The 14436-nt window shown below is 63.4% G+C and carries 14 protein-coding genes; 11 read left to right on the forward strand and 3 right to left on the reverse strand.

Features of this window, described 5'->3' with window-relative positions:
- Positions 1–170 precede the first annotated feature (170 nt).
- Positions 171–1565 carry a sigma-54 dependent transcriptional regulator gene (locus tag LPA36_RS18210; RefSeq protein WP_228879539.1) on the reverse strand — a complete coding sequence of 465 codons (1395 nt, stop codon included), beginning with the start codon at positions 1563–1565 and terminating at the stop codon, positions 171–173.
- A gap of 534 nt (positions 1566–2099) precedes the next feature.
- Between LPA36_RS18210 and LPA36_RS18215 the strand changes: the two genes are divergently transcribed.
- From LPA36_RS18215 to LPA36_RS18255, 9 genes are all read left to right on the forward strand, one after another.
- Positions 2100–2546 (forward strand): hypothetical protein, encoded by a 447-nt coding sequence (locus LPA36_RS18215; RefSeq protein WP_228879542.1) that lies wholly within the window; start codon positions 2100–2102, stop codon positions 2544–2546.
- A 74-nt stretch (positions 2547–2620) separates the two neighbouring features.
- On the forward strand, positions 2621–3127 hold the full coding sequence (locus LPA36_RS18220; RefSeq protein WP_228879545.1) for a hypothetical protein: 507 nt from the start codon (positions 2621–2623) through the stop codon (positions 3125–3127).
- Positions 3124–3759, forward strand: coding sequence for a hypothetical protein (locus LPA36_RS18225; RefSeq protein WP_407674301.1), 636 nt, complete (start codon positions 3124–3126; stop codon positions 3757–3759). The genes LPA36_RS18220 and LPA36_RS18225 overlap by 4 nt, the downstream gene beginning before the upstream one ends.
- A 27-nt stretch (positions 3760–3786) precedes the next feature.
- Positions 3787–5370, forward strand: a complete 1584-nt coding sequence (locus LPA36_RS18230) for a beta strand repeat-containing protein (protein ID WP_228879549.1) — start codon at positions 3787–3789, stop codon at positions 5368–5370.
- A 139-nt stretch (positions 5371–5509) separates the two neighbouring features.
- Positions 5510–6160, forward strand: coding sequence for a C39 family peptidase (locus LPA36_RS18235; protein WP_228879747.1), 651 nt, complete (start codon positions 5510–5512; stop codon positions 6158–6160).
- A gap of 7 nt (positions 6161–6167) precedes the next feature.
- Entirely contained in the window at positions 6168–7001 is an 834-nt protein-coding gene (locus tag LPA36_RS18240; protein ID WP_228879551.1) for a peptidase C39, read from the forward strand.
- A 117-nt stretch (positions 7002–7118) separates the two neighbouring features.
- Complete coding sequence (locus tag LPA36_RS18245; RefSeq protein ID WP_228879555.1) at positions 7119–8591, forward strand: hypothetical protein; 1473 nt, start codon at positions 7119–7121, stop codon at positions 8589–8591.
- Positions 8592–8617: 26 nt separating this feature from the next.
- Positions 8618–10201 (forward strand): sigma-54-dependent transcriptional regulator, encoded by a 1584-nt coding sequence (locus LPA36_RS18250; protein ID WP_228879567.1) that lies wholly within the window; start codon positions 8618–8620, stop codon positions 10199–10201.
- A gap of 113 nt (positions 10202–10314) precedes the next feature.
- Positions 10315–10815, forward strand: a complete 501-nt coding sequence (locus LPA36_RS18255) for a dihydrofolate reductase (RefSeq protein WP_228879570.1) — start codon at positions 10315–10317, stop codon at positions 10813–10815.
- 122 nt (positions 10816–10937) lie between these two features.
- Here LPA36_RS18255 and pmbA read toward each other — a convergent pair whose 3' ends face one another.
- On the reverse strand, positions 10938–12314 hold the full coding sequence (gene pmbA / locus LPA36_RS18260) for a metalloprotease PmbA (protein WP_228879573.1): 1377 nt from the start codon (positions 12312–12314) through the stop codon (positions 10938–10940).
- A 182-nt stretch (positions 12315–12496) separates the two neighbouring features.
- Here pmbA and yjgA point away from each other — a divergent pair, with 182 nt between their 5' ends.
- Positions 12497–13102 carry a ribosome biogenesis factor YjgA gene (gene yjgA / locus LPA36_RS18265; protein ID WP_228879575.1) on the forward strand — a complete coding sequence of 202 codons (606 nt, stop codon included), beginning with the start codon at positions 12497–12499 and terminating at the stop codon, positions 13100–13102.
- On the forward strand, positions 13083–13703 hold the full coding sequence (gene mog / locus LPA36_RS18270) for a molybdopterin adenylyltransferase (RefSeq protein WP_228879748.1): 621 nt from the start codon (positions 13083–13085) through the stop codon (positions 13701–13703). The genes yjgA and mog overlap by 20 nt, the downstream gene beginning before the upstream one ends.
- A 21-nt stretch (positions 13704–13724) precedes the next feature.
- On the opposite strand, the gene orn is transcribed toward mog, so the two are convergent.
- Positions 13725–14342, reverse strand: coding sequence for an oligoribonuclease (gene orn, locus LPA36_RS18275; protein WP_228879578.1), 618 nt, complete (start codon positions 14340–14342; stop codon positions 13725–13727).
- Between the last annotated feature and the right edge of the window lie 94 nt (positions 14343–14436).

Genomic DNA, 14436 nt, shown 5'->3' on the forward strand with positions numbered 1-14436 from the left:
CGGCCGGGCGCGAACGCACCCGTTTTTGGCAGAGAATCCCTGATTTTAGCAAGCGCAGCGGACTTCCGTCCGGTCCCGCCGTCCGGCGGCGCTGTTTTGCGATCGACCGGGCGGCTCGCGGCCTGTGCCGGCGAGCTTCCCGATGAAGTTGATCGAAGCGCTGACGCGCCTCAAAGATGCGGGATGGTGGCGGGCAGATCCGGATGCGAGGCGATCGGTTCGCCATCGATATGCCGCATGCCGTGCGAACACAGCAGCCGGTACAGCGTCACGCGTGAGATGCCGAGTTCCTGCGCCGCGTCGCCGAGGCGGCCGCGATGGCGCAACAGCGCCAGTTCGATCGCCTGACGCTCCGCCGCTTCGCGCGCCTGCGCGAGCGATACCGGCACGATTTCCACGTAATCCGCCAGTTCGAGATCGCGCGCGGTAATCGCGCGCCCCTCGGACATCACAATGGCGCGGCGCACGCGGTTGATCAGCTCGCGCACGTTGCCCGGCCAGCTATAGTTATGCAGCGCCGCGATCGCATCCGGCGAAAAACCGCGCAGGCGCCGGCTCGCATCTTTCCTGAAACGTTCGAGCATGTGACGCGCAAGCAGCTCGATGTCCTTGCCGCGGGCGCGCAGCGGCGGCTCGTCGATCTGCAGCACACACAGACGGTGATACAGGTCGGCGCGAAACCGCCCTTCGATCATCGCGGTATGCATGTCGACGTGCGTGGCCGAAATGATCCGCACATCGACCGACGTCGACCCGTGGCCGCCCAGCCGCTCGACCTTGCCTTCCTGCAGGAAACGCAGCAGGCTCGCCTGGCTTTCCATCGGCAGGTCGCCGATTTCATCGAGAAACAGGGTGCCGCCGTTCGCCGCCTCCACACGCCCGATCTTGCGCTGGTTCGCGCCGGTAAAGGCGCCGCGCTCATAGCCAAACAGTTCGGATTGCAGCAGATGCGGCGGGATCGCGCCGCAGTTGATCGGCACGAACGGCGCGGCGCGACGGCCCGAGCGCTCATGGATCGCGACGGCCGTCAGCTCCTTGCCGGTGCCGGATTCGCCGGAAATGAACACCGGCGCGTCGGTCATCGCAACCTTGCGGATCGAGCGGAAGAGCGCGAGCATCGCGTCGCACGAACCGACCATTTCACCTTCCGTGCCGGAGGTGGTCGAATCGTTGGAGGCGGGTTCGCCAAGCGAGATCATTCCGTAAGCATGACCGACGGAATCGACAATCCGGTCACCCGCATAGGGGACCGTTACGTAATCGAAACAGTAGTCGCGCACGAGCCGGCGCAGCGCCGCATCCTGCAACTGGCCAGGCGTCGTGGCGGCAACCCAGCCGACGTTGGGCATCGTGAGACACGATTCGAATCCGACGATTTCGTGCGGCTGAAAACGGCTCGACAGATCGAGCAGGCCACCGGCTGCCGCTCCGGCGCGCACGGCCCGACGAACGTCGCGAGCCGAATTGACCACTTCCACATGCCAGCCGCGCTCGTGAAAGCGCGAATTCAGGTCCGCGCTTGGATCGCGAGTCACGTAAATCAATTGCCGCGGTGCGGATTCCATTATTCAGATCCTCGTCAACGAACGTTAAGGATGACGGCACGTACCTGAACAGTTTTTCAGACACGCCAGTTTACGTCAGGATTTCGCATGGGCAAAAACCGAACGGCCATTCCATTCCGTGCGGACAGCGGATCCCCGAAAAGCGGCGTGTGTGTAATGAGACGTCCCTGGTCCGGACTTTTTTAAAATGTGCTGCAGTTTTCGAGAGCTTACTATAGGCAAGCCGCCCCGAAAACAATTATGCAAATTAAATCGCCCTTCCGCCACAGATAAGGCTAAGAAGGCGATTCGGGTTGTCTGCAGCCTGTTAATAAACCGTTTCCCTCACACGATTAAACGTTTTCACCCCGTTTCACTTTTTGCCGGCGGTTTCTGAAATACCCGGTATTTTCTTCCGCTCGTTTCAGACCTGAAACATTTTCCGCTGTTTTCTTAATCCGTCCGCCACCCCAATTAGAAGCCACCCAGTCCCATCAACGGATTGCGGGAGATGGCACACGTTTCGCTAAATGTCCTGCACCAAGGAGACACACCATGCGACACGTTTTCCGCATCGACATGAAGTTGACCACGCTAGGCGCCGCAATCTGCGTCTCGCTGGCTTCGATGACGCTGCCCGTCGACGTCATTGCCCAGGTGGTTGCTCCCGCATCAGACAGCAGTACGCCTTCCGTCGCCGCCGTAACGCCTGCCAGTCTGGACGACAACGCGACGGACACATCGTCTGTCGCCGCACAGACGCCCGCCGATTCGGGTGCGAGCGCAGACGTCGGCGCGTCGAACGACCTGGTGCTCGACGACCAGATGCTGTCGCGGCAACGCGGCGGTGCGGTCGGCATGGTGATGGTGGCGGCAACGCCGCAGATGCGTGGCGGTTCGGTGACGCTGTGGGATGAAATTGCACCGCCCACGCCGCTGCCGGTTCCGGTGGATGCGGCCCGCGCAGCGCAAAGCAACGTGGCGAGCTACACGCGCAAGTAGAGCGGATGAACAACGGATGCGATCGCCGCCGCTCCACTGCGCCGGCACTTCGCTCCGATATCGGGGACACTGACATGACCGTTTCAAGAGAGACCACGCGGGGCCACAGCCAGCATGCACCGCGCCTCGCAGCCCTGCTGCTCGGCGCGCTGGCCGCGGGTTCTGCGACGCTCGCCTGCGCCCAGCAGGTTGTCAATCCGGGCGACATCATCGTCGAACGTCAGATCACCCCGCGCATCGCCTACGACAACGTCCCGAAGAGCCAGGACCCGGTGCTCGTGCGCGCCACGACGTTCCCGGCCAACAGCTTCAATCCGATGATGGCGACGGCCGTGTCGGACGCGGACCTGACCAGTGCGCACGGCTCGACCGGGCTCGCCGACGGCGGTGTCGGCGCGGCCGGCCTGCAGGCGGTCACACGCATCCTCAGCGGCAACACCACGGGCAATAACGTCGCGCTTAACAACGGCAACATCGGCGCGCCGGCGCCGGGCATCGGCGGCACGATCTCCTCGTCGGTATCGGGCGCGCTGGCGCCCCTGTCGACCGCCCTTGGTGGCGCGCTCGGAGGTCTGAAATGAGCCGCCTCCATAGCCTTGGCCTTCACGCCAGCGTGCGCCGCCCGATCGTCGCGTGCGCGGTGCTCGGCGCCCTCACTGTAACGGGCGCCCATGCGCAAACGATTCCGCGCGTCACCGCCGATGCAACGATCGCGAACGGCGCGGCGACCAGCGTGCACGGCGCGATCGCGATGAATGAAACAGCCGGCCTCGACAACGTCCAGGCCAACCAGCTGACGATCACGACGGGCGGCGCAGTGGCGAACGACAACGCCGGCGCCCAGAGCTCGACGGTAGCCGCGAAGGTCAAAGCCGCGCGGGCAACGATCGAAGGCAATGCGTTTTCCAGTACGTCCGGAGCGGTGATGTTGAACCAGTCTGCGGGCGCAGGGAATCTCCAGCAAAACAGTGTCCAGCTTGGCACTGCGGCGCTTGGAGTCGAGACCGTCTCGGATGGGGTGCTATCCGCGACGGCCCCGAAAAACGGTGGTCCGGGTCAATCCATCGGGGTTCAGAGCGTTCGAGAGGCCAACATCTCCAATGAAGCCTTCAAGAACGTCAGCGGGATCGTCCAGATCAACCAGACTGCCGGAGCCGGTAATGCAACGGCAAACAGTTTTGTGCTCCGTCCCCCGGCGGGCACTCTTTTCTAAATAGCCACACTCGTATCGGAGCGAAAAATGAAACGCACAATTATTGCAGCGGCGGTGTTTGCGGCAGCTACGGGTTCCGCCTTCGCATCTCCGCAAAACCCCTATCTGTTCAACGCCACCCTGGTCGGCGAGCAGGTCGGCATTGAAGGGTGGGTCACGCTGTTCGGCTGTGTGAACGTCTCCAGCACCGCTGGCGCTGTCGTGAACAACACGCAGAACACCAGCGTCTACGCTACGCTCGATCCGCAGGCACAGAGCTATGTAAAGGGCGCCGTCACGACGACCTATAACAACCGCTCGACCAGCCTCGTTGGCACGGGAACGAACACCTCGTACGACAACAACTCGTTCACGGCAAGCCAGGACTCGTCACACGCCCACACAACAACGACGACGAACGCATCGAACTCGACGACGACGAAGAGCTCGGCCAGCAACTATGCGTACGGCAACACGGCGAGCGCGGCGGAAGCCAGCCAGGCACATAGCACGAACGATTCGGGCTGGGCCAGCAACAGCGCCTCGGCGAGCGACAAGTCGAAGACGCACACCGACGCCTACGCTGCGAACAACGCGCATTCCAGCTATTCGAACGGCAGCCAGGGGCAAGCTGCAGCAGGCACCGCAACGGTCGGCGTATCGACCTCGAGCGGCGGCAATATCTTCAACGGCCACGCCAGCGTGACGGTTTCGGGTTCGGAAAGCACCGCCTCGAACTACAACAAGAATCACAGCGACGGCAGCGGAACGACCGCGTCGCACGGTTCGAACTCGCATGACACGTCGAACTCGACGAATAGCGCCGATGCAAACCGCGCTTCGTACGCCGATGCAACGCAAAGCTGGGCAGCAACGGCTTCCGACAGCGGCTCGGGCAACAAGTCGAAGAACTCGACGTCGACTTACGCTCACAACGACTCGTCCACGCATACGACGGGCAGCGCAAGCTCCTCTTCGTACAGCAGCTCGTCGGCGGCCTCGCACGCCTCGGGCTATAGCGTGAACGACACGCTGGCCAGCACCGACGTGAAGACGACCGGCCATGTCACGCAGGTCTATGACACGCGCGTCGCCGGCACGCTGAACGCCACGACGGGCACGGGCGCAGGCTCGGGTGTATCGGGCAACCTGGGTATCAACATCGCAGAAGGCATCGACAACGCCCAGAGCAACGACACCTCGCTCGCTTCGGTCGACGTCGGCAACGTGTTCGGCAATGCGCAGATCTTCAACAAGCAGTCGTCTTCCGGCCGCGCCAATATCAACAACTTCAACCTGAACGCTTCGATCGGCGACAACTCGCTGCAGAACGTGTCGGGCAACGTTGGTGTGAACGTCGCATCCGGTATCGGCAATGCGCAAAACAACAGCCTTGCTGGCGCGGTCACGACGACGTCGCCGGGTGCTGCGAAGACGACAGCCATGGTCGCCACGGATGACAACTCCCAAAGCGCCTCGATGTCGGTGTACGGTCAGTTCCAGGGTACGGCAATGCTCGGCGCCGGCGCCCTGGCAGGCTCGAGCGGCAACATCGGCGTGAACATCGCCGGCGGCGCGGGCAACCTGCAGCACAACGGTCTGGCAATCGCTGCCCTCAACAGCGGTCACTGACCGGATCACAGTGGGGAACATGCCGGCCGCCACGGAAGCGGCCGGCGTGCATCAGCAGGAGACCAGAATGTCCGGGCTTGTCCCACCTCTCGTGTTGCGGCGCGTCGTCAGGCTCGCCGCTCTGCTGGCAAGTTGCACGATGTGTGCGACAGGCCACGCACAGGCAGTCATCGATACGTCTACCCTGACGGGCGTCCCGCTTCATAAAACGGTTCGCTCGATGAAGGACATTCGTTACGGCCACATCGTCAGCCAGCAGTTCGATTACAGCTGCGGTGCAGCCGCGCTCGCCACGCTCCTCAAGTACGGCTACGGCATTGACATCCCCGAGACGGAACTCATCCGCCGCATGATGGTGTTTTCAACGCCCGACGTCGTCGTGAAGAACGGTTTTTCGATGCTCGACATGAAGAAGTTCGTGGAGACGATCGGGCTGCGCGGCAGAGGTTATCGGGTCAACGTCGACGCGCTGTATCACCTGCAGATCCCCGTGATGGTTCTGATGAATATCGGAGGGTACGAGCATTTCGTGATCGTCAAGCACGCGCAGGACGGCCGCATTTTCATTGCGGATCCTGCACTCGGCAATCGCATTGTGCTCGAAGAGGACTTCGCGCAGACCTGGAACGGTCTTGTGTTCGCTGTCCTCGGAAAACCATTTCTGGAGGATTCACCGCTGTTGCAGGATAACGAGTCGCTGGCCCTGAAGCTGCGCACCAATGCGCTGAACAACGGGACGGCGGCGACTCCTTTTGTGGAATTTGGCTTGTCCAAGGCAGACCTGTTCTGACCCGACCATGAAGCTTACATTCACCCAGTTCGGCTTCGCGATGTGCGCATCGACGTGCGTCTTCGCAAGCGGGGCTTTTGCCGCCGAGGGAACAGGCGCTTCGCCCGTTCCCGACTTTCTCTCGGCGCATGACGTTGCCCCTCAACAACTCAAGTGGCAGGCGGTAGACGACGACGTCCTCGAGCATCAAACCGGCAAGTTCGCCGGCGCACCCATGATCTCCGGGTTCGTGCTGAGTGTCCTTTCCCAGTGGCAGTTGCCTAATGGGGCGGCAGCGATTGCCCAGGGCGCCCTCACCGTCACGAAAAACCTGACTAACCAGATCAACGCGCAGGTGAACACGATGACGAAAGTCATCGAGCAGAACGCGACCAACGCCGCCAACAGTGGCGCCAATCCGAACGCAACGACCAGCGGAGGACAGGGCGTCTCGGTGAACGGGGTATCGCAGGTCACGCAGGTGGCAGGCGATCGCAATGTCGGCGTTAACGCAGCATCAATCGATTTCAACAACAACGTGGCACAGGTGGCGAATCTGCCAGGCGGCACGAATTCACCGGTTTCGAGCGCATCGAATGCATCCGGCACGATCAAGGCTGGCATCGCGTTTGGCTCGGGCGGCGTGACCGTCGCACTGCAGACGCCAGCTGGCATCGCGACACAGACCATCGTGCCGAGCACCGCGGCACAGGTCAGTTCGATTGCGCAGTTGCTGCAGATCGCGGGTAACAACCAGCAGGTCGCGAACCAGTTGCAGTTGCATCTGCAGACACAGCAGATGACGCCGGCAATGCAGCAACAGATTGGCGTCCTGCAGGCTCTGCAGAACTCGAGGAGATAAGGCGGGCCGCCACCCGTGACTTGCGACCGCAGTAAAAACAGACTGAAGCAGTACCAACGGCAACGCGTTGCGGCAAGGAGACCCGCTGCGTGCGGCTGTTTTCCCGGGGGAAGAAGAATGAACAACGATTCAGGGACCAGGGCGCCGCGCAGCGCACTGGCGGCCATTCCGGCCGCCGTGCTGCTGTTCGCGCTGTCACAGGGGGCGGGCGCGCAGGCGCTCGCAGGCCAGTCGGTAGAAGAACGGCTCAACACTCTGATGCGTGTCGTCGACGAACAGCAACGGCAGATTCACTCGCTGGAACGGCAGGTCACGAACCTGGAAATGGCGCAGCGTGGACGCGGCGCCCCAGGTTACGGCGGCCCCGCCGGTTCGGAAGCAGTAGCCGAACAACCCGGCGCAGATGGCCTGCCCGTTCCACTTCCACCGCTCGCCCAGGTGAGCCCGGGCGCACCGGCGCCCGGCGGCTCGACCGGTACGGCGACCGGCGTGCCGGTCAACCCGCCCGCGCCGGACAGCGGCGCGCCGGGCGTGCCGGCGGCCTCGCCGGCCACGGCCGGCACCTCGGGGCCGGGCGGCTCTGCCGGCACGGACGGCACGGTCGGCCAGACCCAGAAAGCCGCCGAACCGGTCCGCACCCAGGCCGAGGAAGCCGTCGTGCAGCGCGAGCACGCGCCGCTCTTCGATCACAAGCTGACGCTCGACTGGGGTATCAGCGATACCTACTACGACCGCCGCCAGCTGCAGCTGTCCGGTTTCCTCGCGCTCGACGCGATTTTCCTCGGCAACATCAACCTCGGTCAGACGAAGTCGCACCAGGTGATGGCCGATCTCGACACGCGCTACGGTCTCACCGACCGCATGAGCATCGACGTCGACGTGCCGTACATCTACCGCCACAGCGACTTTATCGTGGGTGGCGCGGGCGGCGCGGCGAACACGCTGTCGGACGCCTCGGTCAATTCGAATGCGATCGGCGACGTCAACTTCGGGATCTACTACCAGTTCCTGAAGGAAACCAACAACATGCCCGACGTGGTCGGCAGCCTGCGGTTCAAGGCGCCGACCGGCACGTCGCCGTTCGGCATCAAGGTGGTTCAGCTCGAGCCCGACAACACGAATCTCGTTGCGCCGAGCAAGCTGCCCACCGGTACAGGTTTCTGGAATATCACGGCAGGCATGTCGGTATTGAAGACCTATGACCCGGTTGTGCTGTTCGGCAGTGTGTCCTACACCTACAACATTGCCCGGTCGTTTGCGGATATCTCGTCGGTGGCTGGCCAGACACAGCCCGCAACCGTGAAGCTCGGCGACATCGTGCAGTTCGGCGGCGGCGTCGCGCTCGCGTTCTCGGACAAGGATTCCGCAAGCATTTCCTACACGATGGCCATCGAGCCGTCATCGAAGACGAAGTCGCCGGGCGGCGACTACGTCAAGGTGCCGGGCAGCGAAACCACCGCGTCGGTACTGAATTTTGGTTTGAATCACGTAGTGAACAAGCATCTGACGATCAACGGCGCGGTGTCGGTGGGCCTCACGCCCGACGCACCCAACTTTGTTGTCGGCGTGCGGTTTCCCTACACTTTTTGACGTGTCACCGATATGAGAGGTCGATCGTGCGCGAATCACCCCATCTGAGTACCGTCACTCCGCTCGCTGGCGCAGGCTCGCGGCTTTCGCTTGCCGCCGGCAAGGAAACTGCCGGCCAGCGCGATGAGGAGACGGGGCAACGCCTGTCGCTCGCGCGTGATTCGCTGGACGGAACCGGCGCGCGCAATGGTGTCGCCGGGCACGTCGAAGGCACCGCCCATTTCGACGCCCAGACCGCGCGCACCTTGCTGTATGTCGCGCGGGTGCCCGACGAAACACTCTCCGCTCACCTGCGAAGCCGCGGCTGGACTGTTGCGGTCGCACGCTCGGCGCATGAACTCAGCCGGCTCCTGAAGCCGGATCTGGCGTGTGCCGGCATCGTCGACCTGACGAGCTTCGCGCTGCGCGACCTGCCGGGCCTCGAAGCGAGCCTGCGACAGCAGCAGGTCGGCTGGATCGCGCTCGCCACGGCTGAGCGTCTCACCGACCCGGAAACGCGGCGCCTCATCCGCCATTACTGCTTCGACTACGTGAAAACGCCTGTCGCGAGCGCGACGATCGATTACCTCGTCGGCCACGCGTTCGGCATGGTCACGCTGTGCGACCCCGACTTCGCCACCACCGCCGTATCCGGCGACGACGAGATGGTCGGCACGTGCGAAGCGATGCAGCAGCTCTTTCGCACCATCCGCAAGGTCGCCAACACGGACGCGAGCGTGTTCATCTCCGGCGAATCGGGCACGGGCAAGGAACTGACCGCGCTCGCGATTCACGAGCGTTCGCCGCGCCGCAAGGCGCCGTTCGTCGCGATCAACTGCGGCTCGATTCCGCATCATCTGCTGCAATCCGAACTGTTCGGCTACGAGCGCGGCGCTTTTACCGGCGCGAACCAGCGCAAGATCGGCCGCGTCGAGGCGGCGGACGGCGGCACGCTGCTGCTCGACGAAATCGGCGATCTGCCGATGGAAAGCCAGGCGAGCCTCCTGCGCTTCCTGCAGGAAGGCAAGATCGAACGGCTGGGCGGCCGCGAATCGATCACGGTCGACGTGCGCATCATTTCCGCGACGCACATCGACCTCGAAGTCGCGATGCGCGACGGACGCTTCCGCGCCGACCTGTTTCACCGCCTGTGCGTGCTGCGCGTCGACGAACCGCCGCTGCGCGCACGCGGCAAGGACATCGAAATTCTTGCGCATCACGTGCTGCACAAGTTCAAGACCGACAGCGCGCGGAAGATCCGTGGCTTCACGCCCTCCGCAATCGAGTCGATGTACAACTACAACTGGCCCGGCAACGTACGCGAGCTCATCAACCGGATCCGGCGCGCGATCGTGATGGCCGAGAACAAGCTGATTTCCGCCGACGACCTCGACCTCGCGCACTTCACCGAACAGCAGACGATGAGCCTCTCGCAGGCGCGCGAAGCCGCCGAAAAACGGGCGATCGAATCGGCGTTGCTGCGCCATCGTCATCGTCTGAACGAAGCGGCCGCCGACCTCGGCATTTCGCGCGTCACGCTGTACCGGCTGATGGGCGCACACGGACTGCGCGAATGTATCGCGCCGGAGGACAAGGCCGCCGCGCAGGGCGACGGCGAGCATCACGAGTGAATGGAGCGCGGGCTCCCCCCATACCCGACCTTGCGCGCAAGCCGCACGCTGCGCGAAAAGAGGCACAGCGCCTGTCAGGTAGAATCAGGACGATTACGTTCACTGACCACTCGATGACGACGCTGACCCTGATCGTCGCTCGCGCCCGCAACGGCGTGATCGGCCGCGACAACCAGCTGCCCTGGCGGCTGCCCGAAGATCTTGCCTTCTTCAAGCGCACCACGATGGGCGCGCCCATCATCATGGGCCGCAAGACCCACGAATCCATCGGCCGCGCGTTGCCGGGACGACGCAATATCGTCGTCACCCGCGATGCGAAGCGGCGCTTCAATGGCTGCGACACGGTCACCAGTCTCGACGAAGCCCTCGCGCTCGCAGAGCAGGATCAGGCGCCCGAAGCATTCCTGATTGGCGGGGCGCAGCTTTATCACGAAGGCTTTCACCACGCGGACAAACTCGTGATGACCGAGATTTCCGCCGACTTCGAAGGCGATGCGACGTTTCCCTCGCCGGACGCCGAACACTGGGACGAAATCGCACGCGAAACGCATCGCGCGCATGCGCCGAACGAGTTCGATTACGCGTTCGTGACCTACCAGCGCAAGCGCGACTGAACCTGTGTGACGACACGTTGCGTGCCTTGAGCAGCTGGCGCACGAAAAGACGCCACGGGTTTCGATAGCGGCCCGTGGCGTCTTTTTGCAGGCGTCACGCGCCTGTTCCTTCCGACAACCGCTTACTGCCCGGCGATCGTCATCCGTTCGATCAGCACCGAGCCCGTCTGCTTGGTGCCGCGCACGATCGTATCCGCGCCGATCGCGACAATGTGATGGAACATCTCCTGCAACGTACCCGCGACGGTGATTTCCTCGACCGGATACTGGATCTTGCCGTTCTCCACCCAGAAGCCCGACGCGCCGCGCGAATAATCGCCCGTTACGTAGTTGACGCCCTGCCCCATGAGTTCAGTCAGCAGCAGACCCGTGCCGAGCTTCTTCAGCATCGCTTCGAAATCGTCTTCGGGACGCGTCTTCGAACTGAGCAGCGACAGGTTGTGCGAACCGCCCGCATTGCCAGTGGTCTTCATGCCGAGCTTGCGCGCCGAATACGTCGACAGGAAGTAGCCTTCGACCACGCCATCCTTCACCACCGAACGGCGTTGCGTGCGCACGCCTTCTTCGTCGAACGGCGCGCTGCCCATCGCGCGCGGCGTGTGCGGATCTTCCACCACCTGCACGTGCGGCGCGAACACCGGCTTGCCGAGACTGTCGACGAGGAACGTTGTCTTGCGATACAGCGCGCCGCCGCTCGTGGCCTGCACGAACGCGCCGAGCAGGCCCGCGGCGAGCGGCGCCTCGAACAGCACCGGCACCTTGCGTGTGTCGAGACCGCGCGCGCCGGTACGCGCCAGCGCGCGATGCGCGGCGTAACGGCCGACCGCTTCCGGATCGGCCAGCTCGCCGGCGCTGCGCTTCGACGTGTACCAGTCGTCGCGCTGCATGTTGCGGCCGCTGCCCGCAATCGGCGCGCACGCTACGTAATGCCGCGAATACGGATAGCCGCCGAGGAAACCGCGCGAGGTGGCGAGCACGAATTGCGAATGCTGTGCGGAGACGCTCGCACCTTCCGAATTGCGGATCTGCGGGCTGACCGCGAACGCGGCGTCTTCGGCGCGACGGGCGATTTCAACGGCTTCGTCGGCGGACAGGTTCCACGGGTGATACAGATCGAGATCCTGGGGGTTCGTTTCCAGCAATTCCTTTTCGGCGAGGCCCGCGCAGTCGTCTTCCGCCGTGAAACGGGCAATGTTATATGCGGCCGCAACGGTGTCCTTCAGCGCCTGGGATGAGAAATCCGACGTGCTGGCGTTGCCGCGCTTGTTGCCGATGAAGACCGTCACGCCGACCATCTTGTCGCGGTTGTGCTCGATCGTTTCGACTTCGCCGCGCCGCACCGAAACCGACAGGCCGTCGCCCTCGGAGATTTCAGTGGCTGCATCGCTGCCGCCGATTGCCCTGGCGTGGCGCAGGATGTCTTCGGCGATCTGCTTCAGTTCGTCCTGCGTGTGCGGGAAAAAGCGCTCTTTAACGTCCATGTCGGTGTCTGCTGCCATCGTCGTTACCGTCCGGTTCGGGGCCGGAAACCGGCCCGCGTGTTGTTCGCATCGGTGAAATTCTGCATCTCGCGATCATAGCAAGGTCCGCGCCGCTGTACCTGACCTTAAACCGTCTTCATGCCGGCGCGTTAGCCATCCGGCATAGGGGTTCGGGGGGCACGGCACGTTACAATATGGGCATGACACGCAAAACCCGCACTCAACCCATGCAACCCGCTCCGGAAGTCGACGAGAACGGGTATGACCGTCCCAGCAAATCGCAGCTGAAGCGTGATATGCACGCGCTGCAGGAACTGGGCGAGGCGCTGATCGCGCTGCCGAAAGACGCGCTCAAGCGCATGCCCATGCCCGAAGCGCTCAACGACGCGGTCCGCGAGGCCCGCCGCATTACCGATCACGAAGGCAAGCGCCGCCAGGTGCAGTACGTCGGTCGCGTGATGCGCGGGCTGCTGGATTCGGAAACGGCCGCGCTGCGCACCGCGCTGGACAGCTACAAGGGCATCAACAAGGCCGAAACGGCGCGTCTGCACTGGATCGAGCGCACGCGCGAAAAGCTGCTCGCCGACGACGCCGCCTTGACCGAATTCATCCGCCAGCACCCTGCCGCCGATCCGCAGGAAGGCCGCACGCTGATCCGCAACGCGCGCAAGGAGCAGCAGCAGGCGAAACCGCCGCGCTACTTCCGCGAACTGTTCCAGTGGATCAAGGACGCGAGCAAAACCGGCGACGATGACGACGAAACTGACGAAGCCCGCGAAGACGACGATGACGAAACCGACGCGTAACCACCCTGACGAGATCCTGATCGGTCTCGTGTCGATCAGCGACCGGGCAAGCAGCGGCGTCTACGAAGACAAGGGCATTCCCGCACTCGAAGCGTGGCTCGGCACGGCGCTCGCCTCCCCGTGGCGCATCGAGACGCGGCTGATCCAGGACGACGCGGCCACCATTTCGGCCACGCTCGTCGATCTCGTCGACAACACGGGCTGCGATCTGGTGCTGACCACGGGCGGCACGGGCCCGTCGCGGCGCGACGTCACGCCGGAAGCCACGCTGGCAGTGGGAACGAAGGAAATGCCGGGCTTCGGCGAACAGATGCGGCAGATCAGCCTGAATTTCGTGCCGACGGCGATTCTCTCGCGGCAGGTCGCGGTGGTTCGCGAAACGCCGGAGCACGCAGCGCTGATCGTCAATCTGCCGGGTCAGCCGAAATCGATCAGGGAAACGCTGGAGGGTTTGCGCGACGAAGCCGGTACTATCACCGTTCCGGGCATTTTTGCTGCGGTGCCGTATTGCATCGATCTGATCGGCGGCCCGTACATGGAAACGAACGCCGGCGTGGTCACCGCGTTTCGCCCGAAGAGCGCGCAGCGCGCTCCCCGGTAGCGATTCAGGCCGCTTATCGCTTCAGATGGCGACGGCAGCAGCGCCGGGTGCACTCGCCTGAGGAATCAGGAAGTGCTCACGGTAATACTTGAGTTCGTCGATCGATTCGTGGATGTCGGCGAGCGCCGTGTGCAACGCGCGCTTCTGGAAGCCCTTGTAGATCGTCGGCTGCCAGCGGCGGCACAGTTCCTTGAGCGTGCTGACGTCGAGGTTGCGATAGTGGAAAAAACGCTCGAGGTCCGGCATCCAGCGTGCCATGAAACGGCGGTCCTGGCAGATCGAGTTGCCGCACATCGGCGATTTGCCGGGCGGCACGAATCCGCCGAGGAACGCACGAATCTGCTCGGTGGCTTCGGCTTCGCTGACGGTCGAGGCGCGCACGCGGTCGATCAGGCCTGAGCGGCCGTGTGTGTTCTGGTTCCACTGATCCATTTTGGCCAGCGTTTCGTCGCTTTGATGAATGGCGATCACCGGGCCTTCCACCAGTTTGTCGAGCGTCGAATTGGTCACGACGACAGCAATCTCGATGATGCGGTCCGTGTCCGGTTCGAGGCCCGTCATTTCCATGTCGAGCCAGATGAGATTCATGTCGCTGCGAACGAGCGGAGCCTGGCCAGCGGCGTCGAGAGTGTCAGTCATGAAGGCAACCCTGGTTGTTATCAGGCGCCAGGTATCGCGTGCGAATGACGCGCCCGACGCCGTTGAAACGGTTCGTATGAGCACAACCCGCCAG

The sequence above is a fragment of the Paraburkholderia saeva genome, from assembly GCF_907164555.1.
Lineage (GTDB): Bacteria > Pseudomonadota > Gammaproteobacteria > Burkholderiales > Burkholderiaceae > Paraburkholderia > Paraburkholderia saeva.